This window comes from Pseudomonas sp. RIT411, from assembly GCF_003057735.2.
In the GTDB taxonomy this organism is placed as follows: Bacteria; Pseudomonadota; Gammaproteobacteria; order Pseudomonadales; family Pseudomonadaceae; genus Chryseomonas; species Chryseomonas oryzihabitans.
The window spans coordinates 1-12808 of sequence record NZ_QBIZ02000018.1 but is presented as its reverse complement, the minus strand read 5'-3'; the positions used below and the strand labels follow the sequence as shown (position 1 = coordinate 12808).

Genomic DNA, 12808 nt, shown 5'->3' with positions numbered 1-12808 from the left:
TCAATAGGCCGAGGCGTTGTCGACCTTGAAGTTGTAGAGCTGGCGGGCGGAGCCGTAGCGCTTGAAGTCGGCGGCCCGCTCGGCGAAGCCGGCGGTGTCGAGCAGTTCCTGCAACTCGGACAGGTGCTCGGCGCGCATCTCCTTCTCGATGCAGTCCGAGCCCAGGGAGGCGACGCTGCCCTTCACGTAGATGCGCGTCTCGTACAGCGAATCGCCCAGGGCGTCGCCGGCGTCGCCGCAGACCACCAGGCGCCCGGCCTGACCCATGAAGCAGCTCATGTGGCCGATGCTGCCGCCGACGACGATGTCGACACCCTTCATGGAGATGCCGCAGCGCGCGCCGGCGTCGCCCTCGATGACCAGCAGGCCGCCATGGGCGGTGGCACCGGCCGCCTGGGAGGCGCTGCCCTTGACCCGTACCGCGCCGGACATCATGTTCTCCGCGCAGCCGACGCCAACGTTGCCATGTACGGTGATGGCGGCATGCTGGTTCATGCCCGCGCAGTAGTAGCCGGCGTGCCCGTTGATATCCACGGAAACGGCAGCGTTCACGCCCACGGCAAGGTTGTGGGCGCCGTTGGGATGGGTAACCAACCACTCGCGCTCGGCAGCGGTCTGGGCGGCGTCGTGCAGGGCCTGGTTGAGGTCACGTACGGCGGTTTGGGTGAGATCGAAGGTTTTCATGTGCGCTGCTCCTCAGGCCGACTCGCGTTCCCAGACGTACAGGGTGGCCGGTGCCGGCTCCCAGACCTTGGCCCGCTCGATGCCGGGCAGGCTCGACAACGCCTGGTACTCGGAGGCCATGGCCACGTAGTCGTCGGTTTCGGCAAGGATCGCCGGCTTGCAGGCGATGGGATCGCGGATCACTGCGAAGCCGTTGCGGGTGCCGATGGCAAAGGTGAAGAAGCCGTCCAGATCCTCCAGCGAGCGATCCAGGGCCTGCTTGAGGCTGTCGCCTTCGCGCAGCCGCCAGGTCAGGTAACCGGCGGCCACCTCGGTGTCGTTCTCGGTCTCGAAAGCGATGCCTGCGCGCCTGAGGTTCTGACGCAGCCGCGAGTGGTTGGACAGCGAGCCGTTGTGCACCAGGCAGAGGTCGGCGCCGGTGGAGAACGGGTGGCTGCCTTCCATGGTCACGGCGCTCTCGGTGGCCATGCGGGTATGGCCGATGATGTGACTGCCCTGCATGCCGGCCAGGCCGAAGCGGCTGGCGATCTCCTGGGGCAGGCCCATGCCCTTGAGGATTTCGATGCTGCGCCCGGCGCTCATGATGCGCACCTCCGGCGCGAGTTCGGCTAGGGCGGCGCGCACCTCGGCTTCCGCCGCGCGGATCTTGAGCACGACGGCGCTGGCGTTCTGGAACCAGTCCAGCTCGGCAGCGAGTTTTTGCTGCAACGCGGTGACCAGGGCGGCAAAGTCATAGCCCTCGCTGGTGGCCTGCAGGGTCAGCTTGACCCAGCCCTCGGCCACCTCGTCGCCATAGATGGCGAAACCGGCACTGTCCGGACCGCGGTCGGTCATGGCTTCGAGCATGGGCTCGAAGAGGCTGCCGAGCTGGGTCTCCAGCGCCGGGTTCTTCAGATAGAGTCCAACGATTCCACACATGGGTGTCACTCCTTCGCAGGCAGGGGGCGCGCCGCGGCGCCCGAAGAACGATCGATAAAGCGGTAGCGATCAGAAGAATTCGGTGTAGCGCTGGATCTCCCAGTCGGAGACGTGGCGGCTGTATTCCACCCACTCCATGCGCTTCAACTTGATGAATTCGTCGACGATTTCCGGGCCGAGCATCTCGCGGAACAGCGGATCGGCGTCCAGGGCGTCGCAGGCCTCCTTGAGGCTCTGCGGCAGGGTCTCGATGCCCCGCGCGGCGATGGCCTCGAGGCTCAGGTTGTAGAGGTTCTCGTTACAGGGCGCGCCCGGGTCCAGCTCGCGCTCAATGCCGTCGAGACCGGCGGCGATGATGGCGGCGGTGACCAGATAGGGATTGCATCCGGCATCGGGCAGGCGAAACTCCAGGCGGCCATAGGGCACCCGAACCATCGCCGAGCGGTTGTTGGCGCCGTAGGCGATGAAAGCCGGCGCCCAGGTGGCGCCGGACAGCGAGCGACCGACCACCAGGCGCTTGTAGGAATTTACCGTGGGCGCGGCGAAGGCGCACAGCGCCGGACCGTGGGCCAGCAGGCCACCGAGGAAGTGGTAGGCCAGGCGCGACAGGCCCATGCCACGCGGATCGCTGTCGTCGTGGAAGAGATTGCGGCTGGTGGCGCTGGCCAGCGACAGGTGGAAATGCATGCCGTTGCCGGCGCGCTTGGGATCGGGCTTGGGCATGAAGGAGCAGATCATGCCCAGTTCGTTGGCGATCTCGCCAGCGGCCATACGGAAGAAGGTGAAGCGATCCGCCGACTCCAGCGCCTCGCTGTAGGTGTAGTTGATCTCGAATTGGCCGTTGGCGTCTTCGTGGTCAATCTGATAGATGTCGAAGCCTACCGGTTGCAGGGCTTCGGTGAGCTTTTCGAGAAACAGCCGCGAGCGCGACAGGCCCTTGTAGTCGTAGCAGGGCTTGTCCAGGGTGTCGCTGCCATCCACCAGGGACAACTTGCCGACCTCATCGCGGCGCATGAGGAAAAACTCGGGTTCCAGTCCGGTGTTCAGGCTCCAGCCTCGGTCGCTCAGGCGCTGTACCTGGCGCTGTAGCACGTAGCGACTGTCATAGGGATGGGGCTTGCCGTTGACGTGACCGATGCATACCACCCGACCGTAGCCAGCCTGCCAGGGCACAGGGATCAGGGTGGAGAGATCGCCACGGGCCATGAAGTCAGGCCCATGGGGCTCCATGCCCATGCCGCAGATGGCGAAGCCGGCGAAGCCCGCACCCTCCTCCGCCACGGCGGCAAGGCCCGCCACCGGCACGGACTTGGTCTTGGCGGAACCATGGATGTCGACGAACTGGGCCAGCACATAGCGGATACCGTGCTGGTCGATGAGATGCTGGGTTTCGCTGGGCAACATGACGGGCTCCTTGAGTGAGGTCCACTATATTCCCAATGGGAATTTAATCTTCCCATCAGGAAAGCAAGGACTTTGCCAAGTCGCGTCAGCGGTGCCGATTGGTATGCCAGAATTTTTCTGCCAGTGAGTTAACCGTGCGGATCCCAAGGAAAATTCAGGCGGCAGCCCGCAGGGACTTTTTCCGGCATGATGGGAGCTACATCGGACGCCCGCGTGCATCCGCCCTCTTTCCTGCACTTTACTGGTGCGAATTTTTTATTCTCAAAACTAAAATGATGCAAGAATCCCCGAGCCGTGAGCCACGCCTGAAGATCGAGCAGTACATAGGCATCCAGATTCGTCGCCAGCGCCAGAATCAGGGCTTGAAGACCGCCGAGGTGGCGCGCATGGCCGGTATCAGTCAGGGCATGCTGAGCAAGATCGAGAACGCCCAGGTCTCCACCAGCCTGGAAACCCTCGGCCGGCTGTGCGACACGCTGGGCCTGCCGCTGTCGCGGCTGTTCAGCCAGTACGACCAGCAGGAACGCGACGCCCTGCTGGTCAAGGCGGGCGAAGGTCTCGAGGTCGTGCGCCGGGGGACCGACAAGGGACACACCTATCACCTGCTCAACCACTCTCGCGGACCAAAGAAGAGCCTGGAGGCCTATCTGGTCTCCATGGACGATGCCAGCGAGGAATTCCCTACCTTTTCCCATCCCGGTACCGAGTTCATCCACCTGCTCGAAGGGAGCCTGGTCTATCGCCATGGCAACCACCTCTATGAAATGGGCCCGGGCGACAGCCTGACCTTCGACAGCGACATTCCCCACGGCCCGGAGCGATTGAACCAGGTGCCGATCAAGCTGCTGTCGATCATGACCTTCAAGGACGACTGAGCCGCGTCCGCTTCACCGGTGAAAGGGGATTTCACCGGTAAAAGACGAACTTATAACTGCTGGGAAATTTTTATTACTTGACTCTGGACGAGCGCCTGCGCTTGCCCTATAAAAGCATCCGTGAATTTTATATTCCCAACAGGAAATAACGCCGCAGCGAAATCTTCCTCCACTGGTGAAATCCGGACGCGAACATGGAAACCTTGCCCACCTACATCCTCAATGTCAGTTGCCCGGCCACCTCGGGCATCGTGGCCGCCGTCAGCACCTATCTCGCCCGCAACGACTGCTACATCGCCGAGATGGCGCAGTTCGACGACGATTTCACCGAGCGCTTCTTCATGCGCACGGTGTTCCGCTTCAACCCCGGCGCCAGTAGCGGCATTGAGGCGCTGCGCGATGGCTTCGCCGCGGTCGCGGCCGACTTCGCCATGCAATGGGAGCTGTACAGCACCGCCCGCCCCACCCGCGTGCTGCTGATGGTGAGCAAGTTCGATCACTGCCTCGCGGACCTGCTCTATCGCCACCAGAAGGGCGAGTTGCCGATGGAAATCACCGCCATCGTCTCCAATCACCTGGAGCTGCGGGCCATGGCCGAGCGGGAAGGCATCCGCTTCGTCTACCTGCCGGTGACCAAGGACAGCAAGCGGCAGCAGGAACTCGAACTGCTGCGCCTGGTGGCGGAGACCGGGACCGAACTGGTGGTGCTGGCGCGCTACATGCAAATCCTCTCGAACGAGCTCTGCCAGGAGCTCGCCGGACGCGCCATCAACATCCACCACTCCTTCCTGCCCGGCTTCAAGGGCGCCAAGCCCTACCACCAGGCCTTCGAGCGCGGCGTCAAGCTGATCGGGGCCACCGCCCACTACGTGACCTCGGACCTCGACGAAGGCCCGATCATCGAGCAGGAGGTGCAACGCGTCGACCACGGCTATCGCCCCGAGGACCTGGTCGCCATCGGCCGGGATACCGAGACGGTCGCCCTGTACAAAGCGGTGAAGTACCACATCGAGCGGCGGCTGTTCCTCAATGGCAATCGCGTGGTGGTGTTTCGATGAGCGCCCGGCTGATCGATGGCAAGGCCGCCGCCGCCCGCCTGCTGCAGTGGGTCGCCCAGGACGTGGCCGAGGTGCGCGCGCGGGGTATCCAGCCGGCCCTGGCGGTCATCCTGGTGGGCAGCGATCCGGCCAGCCAGGTGTACGTGCGCAACAAGATCCGCCGCGCCGCCGAGGTGGGCATCCGCTCGCTCAGCCATGAGCTGCCGGCGGATCTCGAGCAGATCGAGTTGCTTGGCCTGATCGCCGCGCTCAATGCCGATCCGGAAGTGCACGGCATCCTGGTGCAACTGCCGCTGCCGCCGCAGATCGACGAGGCAGCGGTGATCCAGGCGATTCGCCCGGACAAGGACGTCGATGGCTTCCATCGCGAGAACGTCGGCGCCCTGGCCCTCGGGCAACCCGGCCTGGTGCCCTGCACCCCGGCGGGCTGCCTGCGGCTGCTGCAGGAGCAACTGGGTGATCTCAGCGGACGCCATGCAGTGGTGGTCGGCCGCTCCAACATCGTCGGCAAGCCTATGGCGGCCCTGCTGTTGCAGGCGCACTGCACGGTGACCCTGGTGCATTCGCGCAGCCGCGACGCCGCCACGCTCTGTCGCCAGGCCGACATCCTGGTGGCCGCGGTCGGCCAACCCGGCCTGATCACCGCGGACTGGGTCAAGCCTGGCGCGGTGGTCATCGACGTCGGCATCAATCGTGTGGAGCGCGAAGGCGGCGCCCGGCTGGTGGGCGATGTCGCTCCGGCGGTCGCGGCTGTGGCCGGTGCCCTCACCCCGGTGCCGGGCGGAGTCGGGCCAATGACCATCGCCCTGCTCCTGCACAACACCCTGAGCGCCGCCCAGCGCCAGCACCCCTACGCCGCGACCTGACCGGGAGCCCATCATGCCTTTCAGCCTGTTGAAATACGGCCTGTCCGCCGACTACCCGGTGGAGGTCGACCTGCCGCCACCCAAAGAACTCAAGTCCAGCTACGACGTGGTAATCATCGGCGGCGGCGGCCATGGCCTGGCCACCGCCTACTACCTGGCGAAGTACCACGGCATCACCAATGTCGCGGTGCTGGAAAAGGCCTACCTGGGCGGCGGCAACACGGCGCGCAACACCGCGGTGATCCGTTCCAACTACCTCACCAGCGAGGGAGTGAAGTTCTATATCGAGTCAGTGCGGCTGTTCAAGGAGCTGTCCAACGAATTCGACTTCAACATCATGTATTCCGAGCGCGGCCAGCTGACCCTGGCGCACACCGACGCCACGGTGCGCGCCTTCCGCCAGCGCGCCGAGGTCAACAAGCACTTCGGCGGACGCACCGAGCTGATCGACCGCCAGCAGATCCGCGAACTGGTGCCCTGCCTCAACCTCGATCCGGGCCACCTGCCGGTGCTGGCCGGACTCTGGCACATGGATGGCGGCACCGCCCGCCACGACGCCGTGGCGTGGGGCTACGCCAAGCAGGCGGCCAAGCGCGGCGTGGAGATCCACCAACTGACCGAGGTACAGGACTTCGTGGTGGAGAACAACAGGATCGCCGCCATCAAGACCAATCGCGGCACGGTACGCTGCGGCTGCGCGGTACAGGCGGTGGCCGGCACCAGCTCGCTGCTGATGAACAAGCTGGGCATCCGCGCGCCGCTGCACACCTATCCGCTGCAGGCCATGGTCACCCAGCCGTTCAAGCCCTTCCTCGATCCGCTGGTGAGCTCCAGTGCCCTGCACTGCTACGTGCAGCAGACCAGCCGCGGCGAGATCGTCTTCGGCGGCGGCTCGGACCCCTATCCGCTGTACCACACCCGCTCCACCCTGGACCTCAAGGAAAGCCTGCTGGCCCACGCCATCGAGATGTTTCCCTTCATGGCCAACGCCAAGCTGATGCGCCAGTGGGCCGGAATGACCGACATGACCCCGGACTACAGCCCGCTGATGGGCCTGTCGCCCATCGACGGCTACTACCTGGACGCCGGCTGGGGCACCTGGGGCTTCAAGGCCACGCCGATCTGCGGCAAGACCATGGCCGAACTGGTGGCCAGCGGCGGCCGGGTGCCCGAGCTCATCGCCCCCTTCGGTCTCGACCGGTTCAGCCGCTTCCAGCAGGTCAACGAGATGGGCGCCACCGCGGCCAGCCACTAAGGAGCTGTCATGAAGATCCTCACCTGCCCGCTCAACGGGCCGCGCAACATCAGCGAATTCACCTACGGCGGCGAACTCAAGGCCATGCCCGATCCCAAGGCCTGCAGCACCGCCGAGTGGGCGGACTACGTCTTCAACTGCGAGAACCGCCGCGGCGTGGTCACCGAATGGTGGCTGCACAACGCGTCCAGCTACTGGTTCCTGGCCGAACGCCACACCGGCAGCGACGAGGTGCTGCGCACCTTCGACCCCCGCGAGCTGTTCACCCAGCGCGTTGACTTCACCGCTGCGGAGGTGCGCTCATGACCCGCCTGCCCGCCCCCATGGGGCTGCTGATCGATCGCAACCGTCCCCTCACCTTCAGCTTCGAAGGCCAGAGCTACCAGGGCTATGCCGGCGATACCCTGGCCAGCGCCCTGCTCGGCGAGGGTCGCTGGTTGCTGTCGCGCTCCTTCAAGTATCACCGGCCCCGAGGGCCCCTGACCCTGGCCGGCCAGGACGCCAACACCCTGGTGCAACTGCCGGACGAGCCCAATGTGCTGGCGGATGAACTGCCGCTGCGCGAGGGTCTGACTGCCCGCGCGCAGAACGTCAGCGGCAGCCTCGAGCGCGACCGCGACGCCCTGCTCGGCAAGTTCTCCAGGTTCATGCCGGTGGGTTTCTACTACCGGGCCTTCTACAAGCCCAAGGGCATGTGGAAGCGCTGGGAGCCGCTGATCCGCAAGAAGGCCGGCCTCGGCGTGCTCGACCTGACCTTCGTCCCTACCTACCACGACAAGGCCTACCTGTTCTGCGACGTGGCGGTGATCGGCGCCGGTCCCGCCGGTCTCGCCGCAGCACTGGCCGCGGCCCAGGGTGGCGCCGAGGTGCTGCTCGTCGAACAGCAGCCGCTGCTCGGTGGCGCCCTGGCCTGGGGCCGCTTCGGCCTCGACGGAGGTCAGGGTGAAGGGCTGCGCGAGGCACTGGTCGCCGCGGTGCGTGCCGAGCCACGCATCCGGGTGCTGGAGTCCGCCGTGTGCAACGGCTGGTTCACCGACCACTACCTGCCGGTCATCCAGGACAACCGGATGTTCAAGGTCAGGGCGCGGCAGACCATCCTCGCCAGTGGCGCCTTCGACCAACCGGTGATCTTCCGCAACAACGACCTGCCCGGCATCCTGCTGACCAGCGCCGCCCAGCGCCTGATGCGTCTCTATGGCGTGCGACCGGGCCGCCGCGGCGTGGTCCTGGCCGGCAACGACGATGGCTATCTGGCCGCCCTAGACCTGCAGGAGCAAGGGGTCGCCGTCGCCGCGCTGCTTGATCTGCGCACCGCGCCGCGGGACGCCCAACTGCTGCAGGCGGTAAGCGAACGCGGCATCCCCGTGCACCTGGGGCATACGGTGTACGAAGCCCACGCCGATGCCTATGGCCGCCAGCTGGCACGGGTCGACGTCCGTCCCATCGTCGGCCAGGGCCAGGTCGGCCCCGCGGGGCTGACCCTGGATTGCGACCTGCTGTGCATGTCCGCCGGCTACATGCCGGTCTACCAACTGGCCTGCCAGGCTGGCGGCACCCTGGGTTACCTCGACGACCAGGCGGCCTTCAGCCTGGGCAACCTGCCGCGTGGCCTGCACCTGGCCGGCTCGGTCAATGGCCGCCATGCGCTGGAGCGGGTACTGGCCGATGGCCGCGCCGCCGCGGCCCGCGCCCTGACCGAACTGGACCTCGCTCCGCTCGCCAGCGAGCAGACCCAGGCCGACGATAGCCAGGTCAACTTTCCCTGGCCAATGTTCGCCCACCCCCAGGGCAAGGAATTCGTCGACTTCGACGAAGACCTGCAGATCGCCGACATCGTCAATGCCACCCGCCACGGCTATCGCGACGTCCAGCTGGTCAAGCGCTTCTCCACCGTCGGCATGGGCCCATCCCAGGGTCGCCATTCGGCGCTGCCCACCGCGCGCCTGGTGGCCGCCGCCACGGCACGCAGCGTCAGCGACACCGGGGTAACCACCGCCCGACCGCCCTTTACCGCGGAAAAGCTCGCCCACGTCGCCGGCCGCGCCTTCGATCCCTATCGGCGCACCGCCATGCACAGGCGCCACCTGGAACTGGGCGCCAGCCTGATGCCGGCCGGTGTCTGGCAACGACCGGCTTTCTACGGCCCGGCCAGCGAACGCCAGCGTTGCATCCAGGCCGAGGTCCGCCAGGTCCGCGAGGGCGTGGGGCTGATCGACGTCTCTACCCTGGGCGGCCTCGATGTACGCGGTCCCGACGCCGCCGAGCTGCTGGAACGGGTCTACACCTTCGGCTTCCGCAAGCTGCCCGTGGGGCGTACCCGCTATGCGCTGATGACCGCCGAGGATGGCGTGGTGATCGACGACGGCGTGGCCGCGCGCCTGGGCGATGAGCACTTCTATGTCTCGGCCACCACCAGCGGTGTCGACCGCGTCTACCGCAGCCTGCTGAAGTGGAACGCCCAGTGGCGGCTGGACGTCGACATCGCCAACGTCAGCGCCGCCTTCGCCGCCGTGAACCTGGCCGGTCCGCGCTCGCGGGAGGTGCTGCGCGAGCTGTGCCCCGAGCTGGACCTGACGCCCGAGGCCTTTCCCTATCTCGCCGTGCGCGAGGGCCGGGTCGCCGGCATCCCCGCCCGCTTGCTGCGGGTCGGTTTCGTCGGCGAGCTGGGCTACGAGATCCATGTGCCGGCGCGCTTCGGCGAGCGGCTCTGGGATGCGCTGATGGAGGCAGGGACCCGCTTCGGCGTCCGCCCCTTCGGCGTCGAGGCCCAGCGTCTGCTGCGGCTGGAGAAGGGCCATGTGATCATCGGCCAGGACACCGACGGCATGACCCACCCAGCCGAAATCGACATGGGCTGGGCCATCGGCCGGCAAAAGCCATTCTTCGTCGGCCAGAAGTCCATCGAGATCCTCGAAAGCCAGCCACTGCGGCGCAAGCTGGTGGGCTTCACCCTGCCGGCGACCGCCAGCCAGCCGCTGGAAGGCCACCTGGTGCTGCGCGGCGACGACATCGCGGGCAACGTCACCTCCTGCGAATTCTCCCCCACCCTGGGCTGCATCGTCGGCCTGGCCTATGCCGCAGCCGACCAGGCCGAGCCTGGCATGTCCCTGCCGATCCGCGTCGAAGGGGGCGAGATCGTCCAGGCCACGGTGGCGCGCCTGCCCTTCTACGACCCCCAAGCCCAACGCCAGGAGGTGGACGCATGACACCGAATCCCTTTGACTTCGACGAACGCAGCCCGCTGGTGGAACTGCAGCTAGATACCCCCGTACTGCAGCATCAGGGACGGATCTTCGCCGAACGCCTGAGCGAGGGCGACGAGGCGGCACTGCTGCAGCGCGGCGGCCTGGCCGACCTGAGCAACCTGCCGCGCTTCGGCCTGCGCGGCCCGGCGGCCGCCGGCCATCTGCAGGGCCAGGGCTATGTCCTGCCGGAACGCCCCAACCAGGCGCTGCGCCAGGCGACCGGGGAATGGCTGCTGCGGCTGTCCCAGAGCGAGTACCTGCTGCTCGGCGCCCTGGCCGATGGCGGTGCGCGGGTCGCCGCCCTGGAAGCGGCGGCTGCCGACCTCGGCCCTGGCTGCTATCCGCTACCCCGCCAGGACTCCCATGCCTGGCTGATCCTCACGGGCACCCAACTGCCCGCACTGTTCGCCAAGCTGTGCGGCGTGGACCTGGGCAAGCCCTTCGCAGTCGGCCAGGTGGTGCAGACCTCGGTGGCCCGGCTCAACGCCATCCTGCTCAATGCCGGCGACGGTGCCCTGCCGCATGTCCACCTGCTCTGCGACCGCGCCAGCGCCCACTACCTCTGGCACGTGCTGCTCGATGCGCTGGAGGAGTTCGACGGTGGCGCCCTGGGGGTCGCGGCCCTGCTCGCGGCGGGCATCCCATGACCGTGGGCGAGGCGACAGCGGTCGAGGCAGACAGCGACTATCGGGTGCCCGCCCTGCTGCGCGGCCTGCGGGTGCTGGAGTTGTTCGGTCCCGAGCGCCGCGTGCTGAGCCTGCAGGAGATCGCCGACGGCCTTGGCGGCTCGACCTCGTCGGTCTATCGCATCGTCATGACCCTCACCGAGCTGGGCTATCTGGAACGCCAGTCCAAGACCGAATACGGCCTGGGCATCAAGGTGGTCAGCCAGGGCTTCGCCTACCTGGCCAGCCGCGACCTCGTGGATATCGCCCAGCCCCATCTGGAGCGGCTGCGCGACATCACCTCGCTGTCCTGTCACCTGGGCGTCCGTGATCGCACCGAGGTGGTCTATCTCTACCGCAGCATGGCCAGCCAGCGATTGACGGTGAACGTCCCGGTGGGTACCCGCTTGCCCTGTACCCGCACCGCCCTGGGTCGGGTGCTGCTCGGCGGTCTCGACGACGAGGCCCTGAGCGCCCTCTACCAGCACGAGCGGTTGGACGATCAGCCGCCGCCCGCGCCCCGTACCCTGCCGGAGCTGTTGCGCCTGGTCGAGCAAGACCGCCGTCAGGGCTGGGTACTGCACCGCTCCGATTACTCCACCGCCATCGCCACCGGCATCCACGATCACCGCGACCAACTGGTGGCGGCGCTCAACGTTTCCGGCCCCGATGCCGTGATGGATGCCGCCGCGACGCGGGAATGGGTCGGCGCCCTGCTGGCCGAGACCGCCGCGCGGATCGCCGTCGAGCTGGGGCATCGTCCGCGCGGTGCAGCTCAGGGTCCAGGCTAGGCCTCTGCCGCAATTTGGTATACCGTAAGACCAGAACAATCAGAGCAGCGGCCATTCGAGGTCAGCATGAGCCCTTCCCCACGTTTCTGTTGCCAGTGCGGCAGCACCGAACTGGTCCATCGCCATCCCCCTGGCGACAGCCACAGACGACTCCTCTGCAACACCTGTGGCCATGTGCTCTATGACAATCCGCGGGTAATCGCCGGTTGCCTGGTGGAGCACCAGGGCCGCTATCTGCTCTGCCGACGCGCCATCGAACCGCGGCGTGGCTACTGGACGCTGCCCGCAGGCTTCATGGAAAACGGCGAGAGCGCCGAGCAGGCGGCCCTGCGTGAGACCTGGGAGGAAGGCGGGGTGCGGGCGCGGATCCTGGCGCCCTACTCCATCTTCAATGCGGCGGCGGTCAACCAGGTCTATCTGATCTTTCGCGCCGAATTGATCGAGATCGATGCCGAGGCCGGTGTCGAGACCCTGGAGCGCCGCTTTTTCGCGCCGGATGAGCTGCCCTGGGCCGAACTGGCCTATCCCTCGATCCAGCAGATACTGGAGCGCCGGCTGCACGAGCAGGCGCGGGGTCAGCATGGCCTCTATTTCGGTACGGCCGAGGCCGGGCAGCTGCATCCCTTGGGCTGATGGCGCCGGGAGCTATTGGGCTTCGACGATAGAGCCGTCTCAACCCAACCTACGGGTGCTGGTAGGCTGGGTTGAGCACAGCGAAGCCCATCAGATCAGCGGCGTCGGGTCAGACGCCCAGGCAGAGGTACTTGATCTCCAGGTATTCCTCGATGCCGTACTTGGAGCCCTCGCGGCCCAGGCCCGAGGCCTTGACGCCGCCGAAGGGGGCGACCTCGTTGGAGATCAGGCCGGTGTTGATGCCGACCATGCCGTATTCCAGCGCCTCGGCCACGCGGAACACGCGGGACAGGTCGCGGGCATAGAAGTAGGAGGCCAGGCCGAATTCGGTATCGTTGGCCAGTTCGATGACTTCGGCCTCGTCCTTGAAGCGGAACAGCGGCGCCAGCGGGCCGAAGGTCTCTTCCTTGGACC

Annotated in this window: 13 protein-coding genes; 9 read left to right on the top strand and 4 right to left on the bottom strand. The window is 66.6% G+C overall.

Going from position 1 to position 12808, the window contains the following annotated elements:
• The 3 genes from DBY63_RS20160 to glnT form a co-directional block, all read right to left on the bottom strand.
• Entirely contained in the window at nt 1–684 is a 684-nt protein-coding gene (locus DBY63_RS20160; protein WP_108582717.1) for a protein glxC, read from the bottom strand.
• A 12-nt stretch (nt 685–696) separates the two neighbouring features.
• A complete protein-coding gene (locus DBY63_RS20155) occupies nt 697–1602 on the bottom strand; it encodes a glutamine amidotransferase family protein (protein ID WP_108582718.1) in 906 nt (301 codons plus the stop codon).
• A 69-nt stretch (nt 1603–1671) separates the two neighbouring features.
• Nucleotides 1672–3006, bottom strand: coding sequence for a type III glutamate--ammonia ligase (gene glnT, locus DBY63_RS20150; protein WP_108582719.1), 1335 nt, complete (start codon nt 3004–3006; stop codon nt 1672–1674).
• Between the two features lie 275 nt (nt 3007–3281).
• Here glnT and DBY63_RS20145 point away from each other — a divergent pair, with 275 nt between their 5' ends.
• From DBY63_RS20145 to DBY63_RS20105, 9 genes are all read left to right on the top strand, one after another.
• On the top strand, nt 3282–3881 hold the full coding sequence (locus DBY63_RS20145; protein ID WP_108582729.1) for an XRE family transcriptional regulator: 600 nt from the start codon (nt 3282–3284) through the stop codon (nt 3879–3881).
• Between the two features lie 194 nt (nt 3882–4075).
• Nucleotides 4076–4939, top strand: a complete 864-nt coding sequence (gene purU, locus DBY63_RS20140) for a formyltetrahydrofolate deformylase (RefSeq protein WP_108582720.1) — start codon at nt 4076–4078, stop codon at nt 4937–4939.
• Nucleotides 4936–5805 carry a bifunctional methylenetetrahydrofolate dehydrogenase/methenyltetrahydrofolate cyclohydrolase FolD gene (folD, locus tag DBY63_RS20135; protein ID WP_108582721.1) on the top strand — a complete coding sequence of 290 codons (870 nt, stop codon included), beginning with the start codon at nt 4936–4938 and terminating at the stop codon, nt 5803–5805. Before purU ends, folD begins: the two co-directional genes overlap by 4 nt.
• Before the next feature lie 13 nt (nt 5806–5818).
• Nucleotides 5819–7060 carry an FAD-dependent oxidoreductase gene (locus DBY63_RS20130; RefSeq protein WP_108582722.1) on the top strand — a complete coding sequence of 414 codons (1242 nt, stop codon included), beginning with the start codon at nt 5819–5821 and terminating at the stop codon, nt 7058–7060.
• A gap of 9 nt (nt 7061–7069) precedes the next feature.
• Nucleotides 7070–7366, top strand: a complete 297-nt coding sequence (locus DBY63_RS20125) for a sarcosine oxidase subunit delta (RefSeq protein WP_108582723.1) — start codon at nt 7070–7072, stop codon at nt 7364–7366.
• The gene (locus tag DBY63_RS20120; protein WP_108582724.1) at nt 7363–10266 is read left to right on the top strand and encodes a 2Fe-2S iron-sulfur cluster-binding protein; all 2904 of its coding nucleotides are present in this window, start codon (nt 7363–7365) and stop codon (nt 10264–10266) included. The genes DBY63_RS20125 and DBY63_RS20120 overlap by 4 nt, the downstream gene beginning before the upstream one ends.
• Nucleotides 10263–10952 carry a sarcosine oxidase gene (locus DBY63_RS20115; RefSeq protein ID WP_108582725.1) on the top strand — a complete coding sequence of 230 codons (690 nt, stop codon included), beginning with the start codon at nt 10263–10265 and terminating at the stop codon, nt 10950–10952. Before DBY63_RS20120 ends, DBY63_RS20115 begins: the two co-directional genes overlap by 4 nt.
• Nucleotides 10949–11761 carry an IclR family transcriptional regulator gene (locus tag DBY63_RS20110; RefSeq protein ID WP_108582726.1) on the top strand — a complete coding sequence of 271 codons (813 nt, stop codon included), beginning with the start codon at nt 10949–10951 and terminating at the stop codon, nt 11759–11761. The genes DBY63_RS20115 and DBY63_RS20110 overlap by 4 nt, the downstream gene beginning before the upstream one ends.
• Before the next feature lie 66 nt (nt 11762–11827).
• A complete protein-coding gene (locus DBY63_RS20105; RefSeq protein WP_108582727.1) occupies nt 11828–12394 on the top strand; it encodes an NUDIX hydrolase in 567 nt (188 codons plus the stop codon).
• Nucleotides 12395–12503: 109 nt separating this feature from the next.
• On the opposite strand, the gene DBY63_RS20100 is transcribed toward DBY63_RS20105, so the two are convergent.
• Nucleotides 12504–12808: aldehyde dehydrogenase family protein (locus DBY63_RS20100; RefSeq protein WP_146750264.1), on the bottom strand; the 305-nt coding region annotated here is incomplete at its 5' end.